Source organism: Winogradskyella litorisediminis (assembly GCF_042675765.1).
GTDB lineage: Bacteria > Bacteroidota > Bacteroidia > Flavobacteriales > Flavobacteriaceae > Winogradskyella > Winogradskyella litorisediminis.
Genome location: NZ_JBHTJL010000009.1, coordinates 675,560 through 696,832, shown reverse-complemented (window position 1 = coordinate 696,832; position 21,273 = coordinate 675,560). Strand labels below are relative to the sequence as shown.

The following is a 21,273-nucleotide window of genomic DNA, read 5'->3' as shown; positions in this document are numbered from 1 at the left end:
AAAAGCAATTCTTTTTACATTTATAATATCTTTGCAACATTATATACAAAGGCATGAGCAATATTCGCATAACAAAACAATTTTCTTTTGAAACTGGCCACGCACTTTACGGTTACGATGGCAAGTGCAAAAATGTTCATGGGCACAGTTACCGCCTAGATGTAACGGTCATCGGTACACCTATTTCGGATAATACGAATGTAAAATTTGGAATGGTAATCGATTTTGGTGACCTAAAACGTATTGTAAAAGCCGAAATTGTGGACGTCTTTGACCACGCTACAGTATTTAACAAAAATACGCCACATGTAGAATTGGCTAAAGAATTACAAGACCGCGGACACAATGTACTTTTGGTAGATTACCAACCAACAAGTGAAATGATGGTAATTGATTTTGCCGAAAAAATAAAGAAACATTTACCTGAAACCATAAAACTACATTCTTTAAAACTTCAAGAAACCGCAACCAGTTTTGCTGAGTGGTTTGCTTCGGATAACGATTAGAGAACGATGTCACCTTGAGCTTTGGTTGAAGAAATACTATTTCTGAAAGCACATTGCAAAGCAATACGAAAGGTCTTTTAAATGAACAATACAATCCAACACATACAAATCCCATTAGGAAAAAAAATCTATTTCGCCTCAGATAATCATTTGGGCGCACCAACGATTGAAGCCTCGCGTCCTCGCGAAAAGAAATTTGTGGCTTGGTTAGATGAAATTAAAGAAGATGCAGCGGCCATTTTTTTACTTGGAGATTTGTTCGATTTTTGGTTTGAATACAGAACTGTTATCCCAAAAGGCTTTACAAGAACTTTAGGGAAATTGGCTGAAATCGCCGATTCAGGAATACCAATACACTATTTTGTAGGTAATCACGATTTATGGATGAACGGTTATTTTGAAGAAGAATTAGGCATACCTGTCTATCATAAACCTCACGAATTTCAACTCGGTAACAAGGATTTTTTCATTGGTCATGGCGATGGTCTTGGTCCAGGAGACAAAGGTTACAAACGCATGAAAAAAGTCTTTAAAGGCCGATTTTTTAATTGGTTGTTTCGTTGGGGACATCCAGATATCGGCATGCGAATAGCACAATATTTCTCAGTAAAAAACAAAATGATTTCTGGCGATGATGATGCCACATTTCTTGGCGAGGATAATGAATGGCTTGCCATCTATAGCCGAAAAAAATTAGAAGATAAACACCGTGATTATTTTGTATTTGGACACAGGCATTTACCGTTAGAAATTCAGCTGAATGAATATTCTAAATACATAAATCTTGGCGATTGGATTCAATATTTTACGTACGGCGAATTTGATGGTGAAAGATTTGAGTTAAAGAAATTTTAATCTTCAATTTCATCAGTTAAATCCAACTCTCTTAACGGCTTATTTTTAATTCCGATTGCTGTAACAGTAATTAATGTTGCAATTCCTCCTAAAACAACGGCTAAAGGCGCACCAAAAATTTTGGCAGCCACACCACTTTCAAAAGCACCAAGCTCATTAGAAGAACCAACAAACATAGAGTTTACAGCGCCAACACGTCCACGCATTTCGTCAGGCGTTTTTAATTGAAGTATCGTTTGACGAATCACCATTGAAACACCATCGAAAATTCCAGCAACAAACAAAGCGCCGACACTTAACCAAAATAATTTTGAGGCGCCAAAAACAATCATAGCGCATCCAAAACCAATAACCGCAATAAGCAATTTTTTGCCAGTGCCCTTTGTTATTGGTATATGAGTTGTAGCTAACATGGTTAAGATGCTTCCTAGTGATAACGCAGCATTTAAAATTCCAAAACCTTCTGAACCTGCGTCTAAAATATCCTTTGCAAATACAGCAAAAATGGCAACTGCACCACCAAATAATACAGCAATCATATCTAAAGTTAATGCGCCAAGAATGACTTTATCATTAAAAACAAAGCGTAAACCTACCGCAAGACTTTCTTTAACCGATTCGCCAATATTTTTATTTAAAATTGGTTTCTTTTTGATGAAAAACACCATTACTAAAGCCAACATTACTAATAAAAAAATAATACCTAATGTATAATGTACGCCAATCCAAGCGATTAAAAATCCACCAAAAAGTGCGCCAGCAACTGATGCGCCTTTCCAAGTACTACTACTCCAAGTTGCAGCGTTAGGATAAATCTTTTTTGGAACCAATAAAGCAATTAAAGAAAATATCGTTGGCCCAAAAAAGGCGCGTAAAATACCGCCAAAAAACACCAATGCGTAAATGGCTAATACAATAGAATTGGTTTGCCAAGCGGCTTCAATGATTTGTGAGGTTAGCCAAAATAATCCAAAACTTATTAATGAAAATAGCGTTATCATTAACGCGAATAAATTTCGTTTTTCTTTTCTATCAACAATATGACCTGCAAATGGTGCCATAAAAAAAGCAGGTATAAACTCACAAGCACCAATAATTCCTAAACTTAATTTATCATTTGTTAAAGAATAGACTTGCCACTCGATAACCACAAATTGCATAGACCAACCTAAAACCAAAGCAAAACGTAACAATAAAAAAATATTGAATTCTTTGATGCGTAACGCAGCATATGGGTCGTTTTTTGCCAAAGTTTAAAGTTTTAAGAGTTTAAATTCTACACGTCGATTTTGTTGTCTTCCGCTATCAGTTTTGTTTTCTGAAATTGGTTTAGAGCTTCCAAATCCAAAGGATGCAATTCGGTTTGTGTTCAACCCTTTCAAAATTAAATAATCTGCTACAGCTTTGGCGCGTTCTTTAGATAATTCGGTATTTCTTGAAGTTAATCCTACGTTGTCGGTGTGACCGTATATTTCAATTTTTAGATTGGAATTGACTTTTAAATAATCGAGTAATTTATTTAGCTCGGCTAACGAAACTGGTAATAAATCCGATTTATCAAATTCGAATAAGACATTTTGAAACGTGTAGGTTTCGTTTGGTTTTATTTTGAATTCTTCATCTTGAACTTTGTCTATTTCAATAGTTTCAAATGTTGAAACTTTATCTTTATTTGAATTTGAAGTCAACGATACCTCATCGATATAATAATACGAAAACAAATATGGACTATTGGATAAAACGCGTTGTTTGTTGGTTTTGGAATTTCGTTTAAAATTTCCAATCGAAAAATAGTTTTCGTAACCATTTGCGGTAAATTCGACAGTATATAATTCCCAAGATGTCTTATTGGAAAAGAAATTTTTATCTGAATCTGAATACATTTGAAAACGTTTCTTAGTCGCAGATGAAGGCTTTATCGCTTTTTCGCATCTATTGGAATGGTAGCATGATATTAATTTTTCTTCTGTAAATAAAACTTCGATATCATTTGTTGAATATGACGCATTATCTGCTAAGCTCAAGTAAAAACTGAACGTGTAAGTTTCTCCTTTTTTAAGAGTTTCCGAAAGTTCTCCTTGAATATATTCTCTATAGTTTTTATCTGTGTAGACATAAATACCAGCATAAGTGTTTCCAGATTTAGGCTCTTGAAAACCATTATAATTGGTTGTACCCATTTTTTTACTGCACGTATCAAAATAATCTGTTGTTCCTTTGTTTGGTGTTGACCAATTTAAGATAGACCTATCAAAACCACTCAAATACACATTGCAACGTTCATCTTTGTGTTCTTCAAAACTCGGATTAAGCACCAAATTTTGAGCATATATATTTTGACAAATACAGAGTAAAAGAAGAATTAAGTGGTTTTTCATATTTAATTATACCTCAAACTAGGTTTCTAAGCTTTAATATCTTTCAATTTTAATTGCAAACTCACATTGCCATTCCAATCGTTTTCATCAATGGTATAAGCTGCCGAAAATAAATTTCCATTCTGGATGAGATGACATTTTTCACCTAAACCAAAACCAATAGCAACGATTTTACCTCGTCCATTTTGTGTTGCCGTGAACCTTAGGTGTTTATCATCTTCACCAACACATTTACCGTAACCCGTATCTTTTAAATTTTGCGTCATAAATACTGGTGTCATATTTCCTGGGCCAAAAGGTGCAAACTGGTGGATAATTCGCATTAATTTTTCATCTATATCGTTGAGATTAATTTCTAAATCTACTTTCAATTCTGGAGTTAGTAATTTTGGATCAATTGATTCTTTAACTACAGCTTCAAACTTAGCTTTAAAAGCTTCATAATTTTCTGGAAGTAACGTTAAACCTGCTGCGTATTTATGACCTCCAAATTGTTCGATGTATTCTGAACAAGCTTCTAGCGCATTATAAACATCAAAACCTTTAACGGAACGTGCCGAAGCCGCTAATTTATCACCGCTTCTTGTAAAAACTAAAGTTGGTCTGTAATAAGTTTCAGTTAAGCGAGAAGCTACAATACCAATAACGCCTTTGTGCCAGTTTTCGTCATAAACCACTGTAGTAAAACGATTTTTTTCGTTATTTTCTTCAATCTGAACTAAAGCTTCTTCGGTAATTTGCTTATCTACTTCTCTCCTGTCTAAATTGTAGTTATTAATATCAACGGCATACTCAGCTGCGAGATTAAAATCGGTTTCCGTAAGTAAAGTAACAGCGTGGTTTCCGTGTTTCATTCGCCCAGCAGCATTAATACGTGGCGCAATAATAAAAACAACATCTGTAATGGTCAATTGGTCTTTTTTTACCTCAGCAATCATAGCTTTCATTCCTGGTCGAGGATTACTGTTGATTACTTGCAAACCGAAGTAGGCTAAAGCTCTATTTTCATCTACAATAGGAACAATATCAGCGCCAATGGCCGTGGCTACTAAATCTAAATATTCTACTAAATCTTCAGGTGATTTTCCGTCTTTCTCGGCTAGTGCAGAAATCAATTTAAAACCAACTCCACAACCACAAAGTTCTTTAAATGGATAGTTACAATCGTTACGTTTAGGGTCTAAAACGGCTACAGCATCTGGAATGTTTTCGCCTGGTCTGTGATGGTCGCAAATAATAAAATCAATGTCTTTTTGCTTAGCGTAAGCCACTTTATCTATGGCTTTTATTCCACAATCGAGTGCAACTATTAAACTAAAACCGTTGTCGTCTGCAAAATCAATGCCTTTGAATGAAACACCATAACCTTCTATGTATCTATCTGGAATATAGGTTGCAACATTTTCGGTTTTTGTTTTTAAATATGAAGAAAGTAAAGCCACTGATGTGGTACCATCAACATCATAATCGCCATAAACTAGAATATTTTCGCCATTAGAAATGGCTGCTTCAATTCGGGCAACAGCTTTATCCATATCTTTCATTAAGAATGGGTCATGCAAATCATCAAAACTTGGTCTAAAAAAAGTTTTGGCGTCTTCAAAGGTTTCAATACCGCGTTGCAATAAAAGTGTAGCTACTGTCTCATCAACATTGAGCGCGTTTTTAAGTGCTTCAATCTTTGAGATTTCTGGTTTTGGTTTAATAGTCCAACGCATATTTATAATGCTCTATCTTTTAGTGGAAATATGAAAATGATTATTAGTTTCAATTTTAGCGAATTGACGAAACATTTCCATAACACCGCAGTATTTTTCTATAGATAATTTCACCGCTTTTTCGCACTTTTTCTTATCTAAGTCTGAGCCATAAAAATGATAATCTACAATTACTTTATGGTAATATTTTGGATGCTCATCCGTAAGTTCGCCAGATACTTCAATCTTAAAATCGTCAATTGGTGACTTCATTTTGTCTAAAATTGAAATAACGTCTAGCGCAGAACAACCAGCCAATGATGAAAGCATCATAGCTTTAGGAGACAATCCAAAACGTTCATCTTGTCCTTCGACATTGGTGTCCATAGTTACATTTTTCCCGCTTGGATTATCTGATACAAAGGTTAATCCGCCTTTCCAGTGTGTGGTAATTTTATCTGCCATTTTAAAATTATATATTAGAAACGCCTAAAGTTAATAAGTTAAACGCGTTTATTTGGGTAATCCTAAAAATATGTTTTGCATTGCATATGACATTAAGTACTTTAGGCACTCAAAAAATTAAGACTTTAAACTATGGCATTAGTAACTCCGTTATCTCCAGAACACGATTTAGAAACCAAAAAATTAGCAGAATTCTTTAACGAAACTCTTGGGTTTTGCCCAAATTCTGTACTAACGATGCAGCGCAGACCCTCAATTTCTAAAGCGTTTATAAATTTGAACAAAGCCGTAATGGCTAATGAAGGACGCGTAACTTCAGCTCTAAAACGTATGATAGCTTGGGTAAGTAGTAACGCTACAGGTTGCCGTTATTGCCAAGCGCATGCTATAAGAGCTGCGGAACGTTATGGTGCCGAGCAAGAGCAATTAGATAATATTTGGGAGTATCGAACACATCCTGCATTTTCTGAAGCAGAACGTGCTGCTTTAGATTTTAGCTTAGCAGCCAGCCAAGTACCAAACGCTGTTGATGCCGAGATTAAAGAACGTCTTTACAAACATTGGGACGAAGGTGAAATCGTAGAAATGCTCGGTGTTATTTCGCTTTTCGGCTACCTAAACCGTTGGAACGATTCTATGGGAACAACCATGGAAGAAGGCGCTATAGAAAGTGGCAACCAATATTTAGGAAAGCATGGTTTTGAGGTTGGGAAACATGATGGGTCTAGATATTAGACATTAAGATTTTTAGACTGTCGCATTGCGACTTTTAGATAGATTAAATTAAATCTTGCCATTTCTGGCAAGATTTTTTTTTTAAAAGTTAAACAGATTAGCTTGTTATACGTTATATAGGTGTCTAGGTAATTAAGCTTAGTTATAAAACAATTAAAATGAAACAAAAATTACCATTTGCGATTTACGAATTTCATTCTGCTAAAAAGTGTTTTGCTTATATAGGCAGTAGGAAACCACGCCTCGGAAAGTTCAAATTATGTGATTTTGTTTAGCTTAAAATATCAAAACCATGGAAACGTATTTTATAATTGGTGCAATATCAAGTGGAGTGATTGGGCTTTGTCAAGTATTAAGTTTGGGAAGATTTTTAAGGCTATGGTTGCATAAAAAACTTCATCCAAATGCTACTCTCAAAGAAATTGAAAGTTTTGAAAAAAACACTAAAACAAAGACCATCATTAATTTAAGTAACAAAAAGTGAATAGACTTCTTTTCTGGTTCAGGAAGTTTTTAAAATATCTTTCACTTTCTCCTGCAACTCCTGCACCACCAACTCCTCAAACCAAGGATTTTTTGCGCGCCAAAACCGATTGGTTGGTGATGGATGCGGAATGGGGAAATACTTAGGCAAGTAGTCTTCAAAATTTGAAACAGTTTCCGTTAAGTTTCGTTTCATTCTATCTTTTAAATAATACTTCTGTGAATATCCACCAATTAACAACGTCAATTTTACATTTTTAAGTTCGCTTAAAACTCTGTCGTGCCACAACGGGGCACATTCTGGTCTTGGTGGTAAATCGCCTGTTGCTGCTTTTCCGGGATAGCAAAACCCAATAGGTAATATGGCAAAATTATCTGGGTTGTAAAACTGAGTATCGTTAACGCCTAGCCACTCTCTTAATTTTCGTCCACTTGGGTCATCCCAAGCTTTCGATTTTTGATGGGCAATTCTTCCTGGTGCTTGACTCAATAAAATGATTTTAGAATGTTCAGAAAAACTTACAATCGGGTTAGCGCCAAGTGGCAGATGATTTCTGCAAACTGTGCAAGATTTTATTTCTGATAGTAAATCTTTCAAACTACAACATTCTAATTTGCTAACATACTTTTAGCATCACTAGCATAACTTGGATAAGTAAAAATCTGACGTTTAAATTCGGCCGCAGTCATTTTATTATTAATAGCCATCGCAAACAAATTAATAGTTTCTGCTGCTTTTGAGCTTAAAATATGAGCACCAACAATTTCGTCTGTACGCTCGTTAACTATGATTTTAAAGGCGTAAGCTGATGCATTTTCTTTTTTTGCATTATACCAATTTGAAACATCATCCTTGTAAACCTTTATTTTTTTGTAACGGCTTATTGCTTCGCTTTCAGAATAACCTACGCTTGCCAACTGTGGATGCGTAAATACTACCGAAGGTACCAAAGGATTTGTAAATTCTTCAGAATTTTCTTTAATCACATTGGAGCCAACAATGTGACCTTGCAAGCCAGAAAGTGGTGTTAATGGCAAAGATTTACTCGATACATCGCCACAAGCATACACGTTCTTATTAGTTGTGCTTTGAAGGTAATTATTTACTAAAACACCGCTATCATCATACGCTACATTCGCTTTGTCTAAATCTAAATTACCTATAGCTGGTACTCTACCAGCAGTATTAAAAATCATACGTGCCTTTATGCGATGCTTTTCTTCATTTTTTTGGAAAACAATGCTGTAATTTTTTGTGTGTTCTTGTATTTTGATAACATCGGTGTTAAAATGAAAGGTAACGCCTCTATTTTTTAATTCCTTCCGTAATTTTTTGGTTAAGTAACTATCAAAAACATTAAGAATTTCATCGCTGCTATCAATCATTGTTACCTTGCAACCAAGACTGTTTAACATACTACTAAACTCCATACCAACATAGCCAGAACCAATAAATACAACTGATTTTGGTATTTTTTTTAGCTGCAAAATATCGTCGCTTGTTTTGAGATATTTTCTGCCTTTTATTTCTAATTTTCTTGGAACCAAACCGGTTGCAATCACAAATTTATCTGCTGAAATCGTTTTACCTTCTACACTAATTTCTGATTCGCTTAAAAATTTTGGTGATTGATGGTATAAATCAATTCCTAATTGTTGTAATTCTTTTTCTGTTGATACAGGAACAGCACTTGTAAATGAAGTTTTGAATTTCTGTACTTTTTTCCAATCTATTGTGGGTAGTTTTTTAACCCCTAAATCTTTAAGTTGTTTAGACTGCTGAAGAATTTCGGAAAATTGAAGCATTATTTTTTTTGGGTCGCAACCGCGCAAAGCACAAGTTCCGCCATACTCACGATTATCTGCAATGGCTACTTTTTTTCCTGTTTTTGCAGCTTTTTCGGCTGCAGTTTGCCCAGCAATACCGCTGCCAATTACAAATACATCGTAGTGTTTGGTTTTCATGATTAAAGATTTTATTCAAAATTAATAGAAACACTTCAACGATGTAATCGCAATGCGTTAATAATTAACCTATTTACGCTTTCCCAGCAACTACAATAACAATTTCGCCTTTTGGTGGCTTGTTGGTATAATGTGCCAAAACTTCTGTTGCTGTTCCTCTAACTGTTTCCTCGTAAAGTTTTGTGAGTTCTCTCGACACCGAAACTTGTCTGTCTTCTCCAAAATACTCGGCAAAATGCCCTAATGTTTTTATGAGTTTATGCGGACTTTCGTAAAAAATCATGGTTCGGGTTTCCTCAGCTAAAAGCAATAATCGGGTTTGACGTCCTTTTTTTACGGGTAAAAAACCTTCGAATACAAATTTATCATTTGGTAATCCGCTATTAACCAATGCTGGGACAAATGCGGTTGCACCTGGGAGACATTCGACTTCAATACCATTTTCTACAGCAGCACGCGTTAGTAAAAAACCTGGGTCCGATATGGCTGGTGTGCCTGCATCACTAATGACAGCTATCGACATGCCTGATTTTAATTTCTCGACCAAATGCTTCACTGTTTTATGTTCGTTATGCATGTGGTGACTTTGCATTTGAGTAGAAATTTCAAAATGCTTTAATAGTTTTCCTGAAGTTCTAGTATCTTCGGCGAGAATCAAATCGACATCATTTAAAACCTCAACGGCTCTAAATGTCATGTCTTTTAAATTTCCTATTGGTGTTGGTACGAGGTATAACTTCATATATCAATTGGCTATAAATCAAATTTACAATCTTTTCTATATCTTAACGCAACCTTACTTAAGAATATACATCTACTAAGCAAAACCAACCTGTGAAAAGATTAATCTGTCTCATCTTATTTTTAGCTTTTAATGCTTTCTTGTTATCGTCGCAGACAACTGATTTATCCGTTATAGCAGAAGCTCAAAACTTATCTGGAAACCCTATTTCTCAGGTTACTATTTATGAAGAGTTTCAATACGTAGTTACAATTGTCAATTCTGGAAATGCAGTTTCAAACAGTGCTGTTTCAATTGATTTTGATGATGATTTAGTTGTTAACTCATTTGTTTCACAAAACAGTGTTGGTGGTACTTCTGATGTTTCAAATTTCAATTTAGATGCTAGTAATGTTTTGACTGGAAGTATTGCGAATATGCCAAATAATTCGAGTGTTGAAATACTTATAAATGTTAATGCACCAACAGAATTGGGTGGTATTGCACTGACGACAATAGTTACTGCTCCAGATAACGTTATTGATAGTAACGCTTCAAATAATTCATCAATAATTTCCATTGATGTTATTGATGTAGTCATTGATTTTACGGTAACGCATAGCCAAATTAATCCTACGGGTGGCGCGCCAATTTCAGCTTGGGGCGATAATGTAACGTATCGGTTTACCATTACAAATAATAGTAGTATTGAATTCCCACTTGAAGGTTTCTCTGGAAATCTGACTTTAAGTTCAGACGTCAATTTCGGAAACCCAAATGTAAGTCTTGTTTCTATTGAATGTTTATCTGCGACTAATGGCACTGAATGTATTGATACATCTAGTGTAGCCTCAAGCACAACTGCAATTACAAGTACGCAATCTGTTTTTTCTTATAACAACCAACATGTTTTTACTTCTGGCGTAAGTCTAACTTTCGAAGTTATTTATAAATACTTAGAACCTAACTGCAGTTCGGAAATTGGTCCAATGAATGTTGATAGTTTTATTACAATAGAATTAAACCATGCCAATATCTCTCAAAACGCATCTAACTCAGTGCCAACTCATTTGATAGAAAGTGAATCGTGCCCAATCGTGGATATCTGCATTATGACAGAGCAAATAAATCCAACGCTCGGTACATCATTAGATTATAACGTTCCTATTACTCTTGAAACTACTGTTTGTAACAATGGGCCAATTGAAACTCCAATGCGATTCTTTCTTCAGAATTTGTCTCTTCCTCCGGTTTGGAGCGTTACATCATTAGAATGTATTTCTACAACTGGTGATATTTCTTGTGATAATTTAACTCTAACTATTGACGGTCAACTTTGGAAAAGTAATGATTTTGTAATGCAACCAAATTCTACGATAAACATAATTAGTACCATTGAATTTATCGAACCCAGTTGTACTATAAATAGTAGCGGCGTTGAAGCAAGAATTAGAAGTGCAACAAATATTTTAGATGTAGATATTGTAGATATTGTTCCAGAAAATAACTTAGATGAAGAAATTTTAATTTTGCCAAGTGCAGAACCTTGCCCATTTGCCGATTTAACCGTGACAAAAACTCAAATTAATCCAGCAAATAATCTAGCACCTTGGGGCGAAGTGACCTATGAAATTTCAGTTTTAAACGATAGTGAATTTAACGCTATTATTGAGCTTAGAGATTTTATGCCAGATAATCAGAATGAATTTGTTGAAGGAATTCTAAGAAGCATTTCATGCGTTAGTACAACAGGAAATGCCAGTTGCTTTGAAATTTTGCACAGCAATATTGATGTACAATTAGATGGCGAACCGGAAGATGGCGAAGAAGACATTTTTTGGGAAATCTTACCCGAAGATAATTGGGAATTGCCTGCAAATAGTTCTGTTAATTTTGAAATTACTGTTGAATGGATTCCTGAATGCAGTGATGATGATATTACAGCTACAAACGGGGTTGAAGTTAAATATGTAAACGCTATAGAAGACACAAATCCTTTAAACAATAGAGCTTTTGCCAATACCCAATTTGCACCTTGTATAGACTTAATTGTTCAGACTTATCCTGAATTTACACAAGTTGGAGTTAACCAATCTTTTGATTGGGTCATAGATATCAGCAACAGTGTAACAAGTTCTGAGGCTGAAGATGTCTTATTTGAAAACACCTTAAATTCTGTTTTTTCTGAATTAGGTACACCAACATGTACTGTGACATCAGGAAACGCTACTTGTATTGCAAACTTTTCGAGTGCTGGAAACACTATTAGTGGAGTTATACCAAATATGAATGCTGGATCAACCGTGCAGATTAGAATACCTGTTTTATCCCCAAGTTTTGGTGGTGCGTTTAATAATATCGCCGAAGCCATTGTTAGCGCTGCAAATAATGAAGAACTAACTCCAGAACTAACCTATCTATTAGTAATGTACAAATAGTTGCACCTGCAGTGACCAAAGCATTTGAGCCAGAAACAATCATCGTCGGAGAAGAAAGCTTGTTGACGTTTACAATTACAAATTTAGCTAGCAATCCCATGCAAACCGATGTCATGTTTCTCGATAATTTACCACTAGGTGTTGTTTTAGCAGGCAGTCCGTTTTGGGAAAATTCAAATGGCAGTACAGGCAATTTTATCGGTGATGTTGGTGATTCTTCTGTAGGTGTTTCAAACTTAACAATAACCGAAGGCACGGCAAATCTCTCTTTTTCTGTTTTGGTGACTTCAGACATTGTTGGAGCATACACCAATACATTTTCTAATTTTTCTGAAATTAATAATGCAGATGCGTCTCAAGCCAGTGCAACCATAACGGTTATTGAGGATATGAGCGATGTAGATATTGAAGTTATAAAAACAGTTTCAGAAACTGAAATTAACATTGGCGAAGAAGTCACTTTTACGATTACGGCAACAAATTTGGGTACCACAACAGCAACTTCAGTTGAAATATTAGAACAACTTCCGCTTGCGTATCAATTTATTTCAGCAACTACAACAGTTGGAGTTTTTGATGAAGACGTTTACACTTGGACAATTGAAAGCTTAGCGCCAAATACAACCGAAACTTTAGAGCTTACAGTAAGAGTTATTTCATCTCAAGACTTAGTGAATGTTGTTATTTTGAATTATGTTGACCAACAAGACAGAAACGAACACAATAATGAAAGTAGTGCTTCAGTAGACATTTCAAATTGCTTGCAAATTGCTGAAGGCATATCACCAAACAATGATGATAAAAATGACGTATTAATAATTCCTTGTATTGAAGATTACCAAAATAATTCCATTAAAATTTTCAACAGATATGGCACTTTAGTTTTTCAACAAAATAATTATGAAAATAACTGGAAAGGTCAAGCCAATATTGGCATATTTACCTCATCAGAAAAACTTCCAATTGGTACATATTATTATATACTTCAGTTAAATAATTCGGACGCGCCACTAAGTGGCTTTGTGTACTTAAATTATTAATCCCTTATATATTTCCCTAAAAAATAAGACGGAAATAAAGCTATCAAAGCATACAACGAAAAGCCAAAAATGCCGTCACCAGCATAATAATGCGCCGCAGTTGCTAAAACCAAATTAAAAAAGAAACCAGCATAAGCCCATTCGGTAAGCCATCGGCTTTTTCGCCATAAAATCATAACAACGCCGAGTACTTTTAAAACGGCTAACGGAATGACAAAGTAAGTTGGATAATTAAGCATGTTAAAAAAACCTTCAACCATTTCTGTATTTCTAAAATACATCTGTGCAGAATAAAGCATAATGCCACAAAGCACAAGAGTTGCTACCCAATAGATAATTTTTTTGGTGAGCATTAATTATTCAAATTTAGCTTCAATAATTTGTGTAAAACGCTCTTCGTATTCTTCTTTGCCTTCCCAGTTATTATAGTCTGGCTTCACTAATTTTTGCACAAAGTCTTGTGCTTCTTGTAATGATGTTGCCGTATTTATTTGAGAAATCACACGATCGTAATCTTCGCTTTTACCTTCAAACAAATGATTGATAAATGCAATTTTATCATTTAGACCAATATTTAGTCCACCAGATTTTAGTCTGTCGTTTAATGATTTTACTTTAATTTCTACTTGATGCTTTTGGGCTGTCTCAACAGGCTCAAATTCTGGCATGTTGGCAAAATCCTTACTTATAGTTTCAAAAGCAATAGTTTTGCTTTGTCCTTTGGTTTCGGTTTTTATAGAATCTTCAACAATAGTTTCGTCTGGCATAAACGCTACCATATCTTTTATTTTGCTCATCACAGGTTCAATGATACGATCATTTTCGCGCTCGTCTAAATCAACATAGACCTTGTTTTCAACTTCAATATTGTCGCTAATTTTATTGTTAAATGCTGTATCTAACATGCCAAAAAATGAAGAATCGTTACCAATGGTTGGTAAATCATCTTCAAAATTTTCTTGTGCAAATTTTAAAACCGTAAGTTTTTCGTAAAGTGCAGCAACTTCCGCATGCATGCGATTAACGTCTTCCTTTCCTGTAAGTTTTAGAATCCTATGCGCTATGCTAATTAATTCTGATTCTAATTTCTTTTTCATCTGTATGTTTTTATTGTTTTTTATGTCAGATAGAACATTTAATTATAATGAATTACAAATTTCATTATTAATTAAAGATTGTTTCATTCTTCTAAATTTTAGCTTTTAATTTTCTCAGGTAAGCCGAAATAACTTTTGATTTTTAATAAATTTGCGCCACCTTTATACAAACGAAAAAAATCATTCGTTTAGTGCTAAAATTACAAAATGTTTCTCGAAAATACGGTAAATCATAAAGAACAATTTGGTTGGATAGAAGTTATCTGCGGTTCTATGTTTTCTGGTAAAACAGAAGAATTAATCCGAAGATTAAAACGTGCGCAATTTGCTAGGCAAAAGGTTGAAATCTTTAAACCTGCCGTTGATGTTCGTTATGATGAAGAAAAAGTAGTATCTCACGATGCTAACGAGATTAGGTCAACTCCAGTTCCTGCTGCAGCCAACATACCAATTTTGGCCGATGGTTGTGATGTGGTTGGTATTGACGAAGCGCAATTTTTTGATGACGAAATTGTAAAAGTTTGTAACGATTTGGCCAATAAAGGTATTCGCGTTATTGTTGCTGGTTTAGATATGGATTTTAAAGGTAACCCTTTTGGACCAATGCCAAACCTTATGGCAACTGCAGAATATGTTACCAAAGTACATGCCGTTTGTACCAAAACAGGAAATTTGGCACAATACAGTTACCGTAAAGCAGCTAGTGAAGATTTGGTTTTACTTGGCGAGGTTGACGAATATGAACCGCTGAGCAGAGCTGCTTATTACAAGTGTATGCTTCGCGAAAAGGTACGCCAAATGAAGGTAAAAGATGCTGAAGAATTAGCGGCAAAAGACCAAAATTCTGATGGCTAAAGCTCAACAAACAGTTTTAGAAATTAACCTGAATGCGTTAACGCATAATTTTGAGTACTTAAAATCGAAACTCAATTCTGAAACCAAATTTTTAGCCGTTGTAAAGGCGTTTGCCTACGGTAGTGATTCGGTTGAAATTGCAAAACATCTCCAAAAATTAAATATTGATTATTTTGCTGTGGCTTACGCACATGAAGGTGTTGCCCTCAGAGATGCTGGTATTATAGCGCCTATTTTAGTGCTGCATCCGCAAGTGGTAAATTTTAAAACTATTATAGAACGTTGTCTTGAACCAAGTTTGTACAGTGCAAGAATTCTTAATGAATTTATTAAAGTAACTGAAGCCGAAAAACAAAAGGAATATCCTGTTCATATAAAATTTAATACGGGTTTAAATCGCTTAGGGTTTTGGCAGAGTGACGTTGACTATATTGTGTCAAAGCTAAAAAACACACAATCAGTAAAAGCAAAATCCTTGTTTTCGCATTTAGCAGCGAGTGAAGATAAAAATGAAAGAGAATTTACTTTAAATCAGATTAAAGATTTTAAATCTATAGCTACAAATTTTGAAAGTCAGACTGATTATAAACCTTGGCTACATTTAAGCAATACGTCTGGCGTAATAAATTATCCTGAAGCGCATTTAGATATGGTGCGCTGCGGCATTGGACTTTATGGTTTTGGAAATTCTGCAGAACAAGACAGCAACCTTAGGCCAATAGCTCAACTAAAATCGATTATTTCTCAAATTCATCATATTGAAAAAGGAGAAACTGTGGGTTACAATCGGGCGTACACATCAAAGGGTTTCGAAAAAACGGCAACAATTCCTATTGGTCATGCGGATGGAATTTCGAGACAATTTGGACAAGAGAAAGGGTTTGTATTTATTAATAATCAAAAAGCACCAATCATTGGCAATGTTTGTATGGATATGATTATGGTAAACGTAACTAATATTGATTGTAACGAAGGTGACGAGGTGATTATTTTCGACGGAAAACACAAAGCCTCAGAATTGGCGGCATCTGCAAAAACCATCTCATACGAAATTTTAACCGCTATATCTCAGCGTGTTAAAAGATATATTATCTATTAAATTTTGAAAGAAAATTCTTCTTCATCTCAAAAGATGTTAATTTTTTAACTAAATTAGAAGCCATTAACTAACTAAAAACTTAATATTATGCTTAAAGAATTTAAAGAGTTTGCGATGAAAGGCAACCTCGTAGACATTGCTGTTGGTTTTGTAATGGGTGCCGCTTTTAACAAAGTTGTATCCTCATTTACTGGCGGAATTGTATCGCCATTAATTGGTCTCGTATTTGATTCGGACTTTAAAGATTTAAGGTATCAACTTAAAGAAGGTACAGTTAATGATGCAGGAGAGACTGTTGGCGAAGTATTTTTAGAATACGGAACGTTTTTGACTAACGTTATTGACTTTATTATCGTAGCTTTTGTAATGTTTATGGTAGTGAAAGGCGTTAACAAAACGAAGAAAAAAGAAGAACCAGCACCAGCCGCGCCTGCAGGACCAACTCAAGAAGAGCTTTTAGCAGACATTAAAGAACTTCTTAAAAACCAAAAATAGATTAACGCTAGCGTCACCGCTACTTTACATATTTTTAACCAAACCCTGATGTAACAGTCAGGGTCTTTTTTGTTATAATTTTAAAAATTACGCTTTGTCATTTCCTAAATCAATTACTTTTGCTTTATTATAAAAAACATGAAAATGAAAGTTGCTATTGTTGGTGCTACCGGACTTGTGGGTAGCGTAATGCTTAAGGTTTTAGAAGAACGAAATTTTCCGATGGACGAGTTGCTTTTAGTAGCTTCAGCACGTTCTATTGGTAAGGAAATCAACTATAAAAACAAGGCCATTAAGGTTATTGGTTTACAAGAGGCTGTGAATCAAAAACCAAACATTGCATTATTTTCAGCTGGTGGAAGTACGTCTTTAGAATGGGCACCAAAATTTGCAGAAGTTGGCACTACTGTGATTGATAATTCTTCTGCTTGGCGAATGGATTTGGACAAAAAATTAGTTGTGCCAGAAATTAATGCCAATCAATTAACAAAAAACGATAAAATTATTGCCAACCCAAATTGCTCAACCATACAAATGGTGATGGCTTTGGCACCACTTCACAAAAAATATAAAATGAAACGTGTGGTTGTTTCGACTTATCAATCCGTTTCAGGAACTGGTGTTAAAGCTGTAGAACAGCTCGAAAATGAAATTGCAGGCATAAAGGGCGAAATGGCATATCCATATCCAATTGCCAAAAACGCAATTCCACACTGTGATGTTTTTGAAGAAACAGGATACACCAAAGAGGAAATGAAGTTAGTCCGCGAGACTCAAAAAATATTAGATGATAATACTATTGCCGTAACTGCAACTGCCGTTCGAATTCCAACAGCTGGTGGTCATAGCGAATCAGTAAATGTTGAGTTTGAAAATGATTTCAACTTAACAGAAGTGCGTGAACTATTAAGTGCGACTGATGGTGTTGTAGTACAAGATAACACGGATGTCAACACCTATCCTATGCCTATGTATGCTAACGGCAAAGACGATGTTTTTGTAGGTCGCATTCGTAGAGATATGTCACAACCCAACTCATTAAATATGTGGATAGTTAGTGATAATCTAAGAAAAGGAGCTGCAACAAATACTGTACAAATCGCCGAATATTTAGTAGCCAATAGTTTGGTCTAAGCTTAATATTCAACATAAAAAAATCTTAAAAAGCACTTTTCTTATTCAGTTGGGTGCTTTTTTGATTAATTTTATTTAAAATCAAACCACTAAACCCATGAAACGAATTCCTTATTTGTTACTTGCAACTATCCTTTTTATGTCTTGTAAAAACGAAAAACAATCTAAAGAAGTTATAAAAGTTCAATATCCTGAAACTGCAAAAGTTGACCACGTAGACACATACTTTGGTGAAGAAGTTAATGATCCATATCGATGGCTTGAAGATGATAGGAGCGCAGAAACAGAAGATTGGGTAAAGCGCCAAAATGCAGTAACTCAAGATTATTTGGCAAACATTCCATACCGAGAAAACCTTAAAAATCGATTATCTAAATTATGGAATTATGAAAAAATAGGTTCTCCTTTTACAGAAGGTGATTACACGTACTTTTATAAAAACGACGGCTTACAAAATCAGTATGTGATTTACCGTTATAAAAACGGCGCAGACCCAAGTTCTGCCGAGGTTTTTTTAGACCCAAACACATTTAAAGAAGATGGTACAATTTCTCTTGGAGGCACAAGTTTTTCGAAAAACGGAAAAATTTTAGCCTATTCTATTTCTGAAGGTGGTAGCGATTGGCGAAAAATTTTAATTATGGACGTGGAGTCTAAAGAAATTGTTGAAGACACACTCGTCGATATTAAATTTAGTGGCATGTCTTGGTACAAAAATGAAGGCTTCTATTATTCAAGTTATGATAAACCAAAAGGAAGTGAATTGTCTGCAAAAACGGACCAACACAAGGTATATTATCATAAATTAGGTACGCCACAGTCTGATGACGAACTTATTTATGGAGGGACACCAGAGCAAAAACATAGATATATTTATGGTGGTGTCACAGAAGATAACCGTTATTTAGTTATCACTCCAAGAGTTTCTACCTCTGGAAACAAGCTTTTGATTAAAGATCTAACTAATCCAAATTCAGATTTTATAACCATTTTAGACCACACCGATACAGATTCAAATATTATAGAAAATGTAGGCTCTAAACTTTATATAATGACAAATATGAATGCGCCTAATGAAAAAATAGTAACGGTTGATGCGTCAAATCCAACACCTGAAAACTGGGTTGATTTTATTCCTGAAACGGAAAACGTACTAAGTCCATCAACTGGTGGTGGTTACTTCTTTGCTACCTATATGGTAGATGCTGTTTCTAAAGTTCTTCAGTACGATTATGATGGTCAATTAGTGAGAGAAGTTAACTTGCCTGGTGTAGGTTCAGCAAGTGGTTTTGGCGCCAAAAAAGAAGAAAAAGAATTGTATTATTCTTTTACAAATTATGTAACACCAGGAAGTATTTATAAATATAATATTGAAAGTGGTGAGTCAGAGTTGTTTCGTAAACCAGACATCGATTTTAATCCAGAAGAATATGAAAGTACTCAGGTATTTTACAAATCTAAAGATGGCACAAAAATACCGATGATTATTACACATAAAAAAGGCTTAGAGCTTAATGGAAAAAATCCAACAATACTTTACGGTTATGGCGGTTTTAATATTAGTTTAAGACCAAGTTTTAGTATTGCTAATGCCGTTTGGATGGAGCAAGGTGGTATTTATGCAGTACCAAATCTTCGTGGCGGTGGAGAATATGGAAAAAAATGGCACGACGCCGGAACAAAAATGCAAAAGCAAAATGTGTTTGACGATTTTATTGCTGCAGCAGAATTTCTAATTGACCAAAAATACACCTCATCAGATTATTTGGCAATACGCGGTGGTTCTAATGGTGGATTATTAGTTGGTGCGACCATGACACAACGTCCAGATTTAATGAAAGTTGCATTGCCTGCTGTTGGTGTTTTAGATATGTTACGTTACCACACGTTTACTGCAGGTGCAGGTTGGGCATACGACTACGGAACTGCCGAAGACAGTAAAGAAATGTTTAATTATCTAAAAGGCTACTCACCTGTTCATAATGTAAAAGATGGAACGTCATATCCTGCAACTATGGTTACAACAGGAGACCATGACGACCGTGTGGTACCTGCGCACAGTTTTAAATTTGCTGCAGAGTTACAAGCAAAGCAAACAGGAGATAACCCAACAATTATAAGAATTGAAACAGATGCAGGACATGGTGCCGGAACACCAGTAAGTAAAACCATAGAACAATACGCAGATATTTATGGTTTTACGCTTTTTAATATGGGTTTTACCAACTTGCCTAATCAAGATTTTAAGGATTAAGTTCTTGACAAAGACTATAATAAACTTGACCTACAAAGTGGTAATAGCTTTGTAGGTCTTATTTTTGCATAATGCTTCAAGTAAAAAATATCAGCTTCGGTTACAATAAAAATCGGGTATTAGAAAACATAACTTTTAATCTTAAAAAAAGTAAAAATCTAGCGATTATTGGCGAAAGTGGCTCAGGGAAAAGTACGCTTTTGAAACTCATTTATGGCGAATATGATTTAGACCAAGGCGACATTTTTTGGAAGGACACCCAAATCCTAGGACCAAAACATAACTTGGTAATCGGTTACGATTTTATGAAGTATGTGTCGCAAGAATTCGATTTGATGCCTTTTATTACGGTCGAAGAAAATATAGGAAAGTATTTATCACGCTTCTATCCCGAAGAGAAACAAAAACGCACGACTGAACTCATTAAAGTTGTAGAACTTCAAGATTTTTCTAAAACAAAGGTTAAAAACCTCAGCGGCGGGCAAAAACAACGTGTGGCTTTAGCGCGCGCCTTAGCAAAACAACCTGAAATTTTATTACTCGATGAGCCGTTTAGCCATATCGATAATTTTAAAAAACAATCACTCCGTAGAAGTGTGTTTTCCTATTTAAAAGAAAATAATATTGCTTGCATCGTTGCCACGCACGATAATAATGATGTTCTTGGTTTCGCAGATGAAATGCTAGTTTTAGACCAAAAAAATATCATTGCCAAGGACACACCACAAAACTTATATAACAACCCGAAATTACCTTTGATTGCCTCGTTTTTTGATGAGTTTAATGAGATTGATGGTAAAATTTATTATGCACATCAGCTTCAAATTGTAGAAAAATCTGACACTTCAACTTCGTGGTCAGTGAGCGAAGCCGAACTGCTCAGCTCAAGTTTGAAAGGTGTAGTAAAGAATTCTTATTTTAATGGTGAATCTTGGTTGATTGAAGTTGAATATATCTCAAAATCTATTTTTATTCAGCATCATTCCGAAATTGAAAAACAGACCAAAATTCAATTTTTGATGAACATATAAGTATTTCCAGTATATTTATTAGTCC

Annotated in this window: 21 protein-coding genes; 12 read left to right on the top strand and 9 right to left on the bottom strand. The window is 34.9% G+C overall.

Features of this window, described 5'->3' with window-relative positions; all coding sequences use genetic code 11:
• Positions 1-53: 53 nt before the first annotated feature.
• Together ACFQ1Q_RS05410 and ACFQ1Q_RS05405 are read left to right on the top strand one after the other, a co-directional pair.
• Positions 54-506, top strand: coding sequence for a 6-pyruvoyl trahydropterin synthase family protein (locus tag ACFQ1Q_RS05410; RefSeq protein ID WP_386128758.1), 453 nt, complete (start codon positions 54-56; stop codon positions 504-506).
• Between the two features lie 102 nt (positions 507-608).
• Positions 609-1,361, top strand: a complete 753-nt coding sequence (locus ACFQ1Q_RS05405) for a UDP-2,3-diacylglucosamine diphosphatase (protein ID WP_386130173.1) — start codon at positions 609-611, stop codon at positions 1,359-1,361.
• On the opposite strand, the gene ACFQ1Q_RS05400 is transcribed toward ACFQ1Q_RS05405, so the two are convergent.
• Genes ACFQ1Q_RS05400 through ACFQ1Q_RS05385 form a run of 4 tightly spaced genes read right to left on the bottom strand, consistent with a single transcriptional unit; the run spans position 1,358 to position 5,901 of the window.
• Entirely contained in the window at positions 1,358-2,611 is a 1,254-nt protein-coding gene (locus ACFQ1Q_RS05400) for an MFS transporter (protein ID WP_386128756.1), read from the bottom strand. The two genes, ACFQ1Q_RS05405 and ACFQ1Q_RS05400, sit on opposite strands and share 4 nt — an antisense overlap.
• 3 nt (positions 2,612-2,614) lie before the next feature.
• On the bottom strand, positions 2,615-3,739 hold the full coding sequence (locus tag ACFQ1Q_RS05395) for an OmpA family protein (protein ID WP_386128754.1): 1,125 nt from the start codon (positions 3,737-3,739) through the stop codon (positions 2,615-2,617).
• Between the two features lie 26 nt (positions 3,740-3,765).
• Positions 3,766-5,457, bottom strand: coding sequence for a single-stranded-DNA-specific exonuclease RecJ (gene recJ / locus ACFQ1Q_RS05390; RefSeq protein WP_386128752.1), 1,692 nt, complete (start codon positions 5,455-5,457; stop codon positions 3,766-3,768).
• A 12-nt stretch (positions 5,458-5,469) separates the two neighbouring features.
• Entirely contained in the window at positions 5,470-5,901 is a 432-nt protein-coding gene (locus ACFQ1Q_RS05385) for an OsmC family protein (protein ID WP_386128750.1), read from the bottom strand.
• A gap of 132 nt (positions 5,902-6,033) precedes the next feature.
• On the opposite strand from ACFQ1Q_RS05385, the gene ACFQ1Q_RS05380 reads away from it, so the two are divergent.
• Positions 6,034-6,636 carry a carboxymuconolactone decarboxylase family protein gene (locus tag ACFQ1Q_RS05380; RefSeq protein ID WP_386128748.1) on the top strand — a complete coding sequence of 201 codons (603 nt, stop codon included), beginning with the start codon at positions 6,034-6,036 and terminating at the stop codon, positions 6,634-6,636.
• A 292-nt stretch (positions 6,637-6,928) separates the two neighbouring features.
• Complete coding sequence (locus ACFQ1Q_RS05375; RefSeq protein ID WP_386128747.1) at positions 6,929-7,120, top strand: hypothetical protein; 192 nt, start codon at positions 6,929-6,931, stop codon at positions 7,118-7,120.
• Positions 7,121-7,138: 18 nt separating this feature from the next.
• On the opposite strand, the gene ACFQ1Q_RS05370 is transcribed toward ACFQ1Q_RS05375, so the two are convergent.
• From ACFQ1Q_RS05370 to rsmI, 3 genes are all read right to left on the bottom strand, one after another.
• Positions 7,139-7,717, bottom strand: coding sequence for a uracil-DNA glycosylase family protein (locus ACFQ1Q_RS05370; RefSeq protein ID WP_386128745.1), 579 nt, complete (start codon positions 7,715-7,717; stop codon positions 7,139-7,141).
• A gap of 11 nt (positions 7,718-7,728) precedes the next feature.
• Positions 7,729-9,084 (bottom strand): dihydrolipoyl dehydrogenase family protein, encoded by a 1,356-nt coding sequence (locus tag ACFQ1Q_RS05365; protein ID WP_386128743.1) that lies wholly within the window; start codon positions 9,082-9,084, stop codon positions 7,729-7,731.
• A 73-nt stretch (positions 9,085-9,157) separates the two neighbouring features.
• Positions 9,158-9,826 carry a 16S rRNA (cytidine(1402)-2'-O)-methyltransferase gene (rsmI, locus tag ACFQ1Q_RS05360; protein WP_386128741.1) on the bottom strand — a complete coding sequence of 223 codons (669 nt, stop codon included), beginning with the start codon at positions 9,824-9,826 and terminating at the stop codon, positions 9,158-9,160.
• 92 nt (positions 9,827-9,918) lie between these two features.
• On the opposite strand from rsmI, the gene ACFQ1Q_RS05355 reads away from it, so the two are divergent.
• Entirely contained in the window at positions 9,919-12,243 is a 2,325-nt protein-coding gene (locus ACFQ1Q_RS05355) for a hypothetical protein (protein WP_386128739.1), read from the top strand.
• Between the two features lie 11 nt (positions 12,244-12,254).
• Positions 12,255-13,283 carry a DUF7933 domain-containing protein gene (locus ACFQ1Q_RS05350; protein ID WP_386128737.1) on the top strand — a complete coding sequence of 343 codons (1,029 nt, stop codon included), beginning with the start codon at positions 12,255-12,257 and terminating at the stop codon, positions 13,281-13,283.
• Here the strand turns inward: ACFQ1Q_RS05350 and ACFQ1Q_RS05345 are convergent.
• A complete protein-coding gene (locus ACFQ1Q_RS05345; protein ID WP_386128735.1) occupies positions 13,280-13,636 on the bottom strand; it encodes a DoxX family protein in 357 nt (118 codons plus the stop codon). The genes ACFQ1Q_RS05350 and ACFQ1Q_RS05345 overlap by 4 nt on opposite strands.
• A 3-nt stretch (positions 13,637-13,639) precedes the next feature.
• Positions 13,640-14,380 carry a hypothetical protein gene (locus tag ACFQ1Q_RS05340; RefSeq protein WP_386128733.1) on the bottom strand — a complete coding sequence of 247 codons (741 nt, stop codon included), beginning with the start codon at positions 14,378-14,380 and terminating at the stop codon, positions 13,640-13,642.
• Between the two features lie 207 nt (positions 14,381-14,587).
• On the opposite strand from ACFQ1Q_RS05340, the gene ACFQ1Q_RS05335 reads away from it, so the two are divergent.
• The 6 genes from ACFQ1Q_RS05335 (at position 14,588) to ACFQ1Q_RS05310 (ending at position 21,248) form a co-directional block, all read left to right on the top strand.
• On the top strand, positions 14,588-15,235 hold the full coding sequence (locus tag ACFQ1Q_RS05335; RefSeq protein ID WP_386128731.1) for a thymidine kinase: 648 nt from the start codon (positions 14,588-14,590) through the stop codon (positions 15,233-15,235).
• On the top strand, positions 15,228-16,334 hold the full coding sequence (alr, locus tag ACFQ1Q_RS05330; RefSeq protein WP_386128729.1) for an alanine racemase: 1,107 nt from the start codon (positions 15,228-15,230) through the stop codon (positions 16,332-16,334). The genes ACFQ1Q_RS05335 and alr overlap by 8 nt, the downstream gene beginning before the upstream one ends.
• Positions 16,335-16,421: 87 nt before the next feature.
• A complete protein-coding gene (mscL, locus tag ACFQ1Q_RS05325) occupies positions 16,422-16,829 on the top strand; it encodes a large-conductance mechanosensitive channel protein MscL (protein ID WP_386128727.1) in 408 nt (135 codons plus the stop codon).
• A 144-nt stretch (positions 16,830-16,973) separates the two neighbouring features.
• A complete protein-coding gene (locus tag ACFQ1Q_RS05320) occupies positions 16,974-17,963 on the top strand; it encodes an aspartate-semialdehyde dehydrogenase (protein WP_386128725.1) in 990 nt (329 codons plus the stop codon).
• Between the two features lie 97 nt (positions 17,964-18,060).
• On the top strand, positions 18,061-20,217 hold the full coding sequence (locus ACFQ1Q_RS05315) for a prolyl oligopeptidase family serine peptidase (protein WP_386128723.1): 2,157 nt from the start codon (positions 18,061-18,063) through the stop codon (positions 20,215-20,217).
• A gap of 71 nt (positions 20,218-20,288) precedes the next feature.
• Positions 20,289-21,248 carry an ABC transporter ATP-binding protein gene (locus tag ACFQ1Q_RS05310; protein ID WP_386128721.1) on the top strand — a complete coding sequence of 320 codons (960 nt, stop codon included), beginning with the start codon at positions 20,289-20,291 and terminating at the stop codon, positions 21,246-21,248.
• Positions 21,249-21,273: the final 25 nt, after the last annotated feature.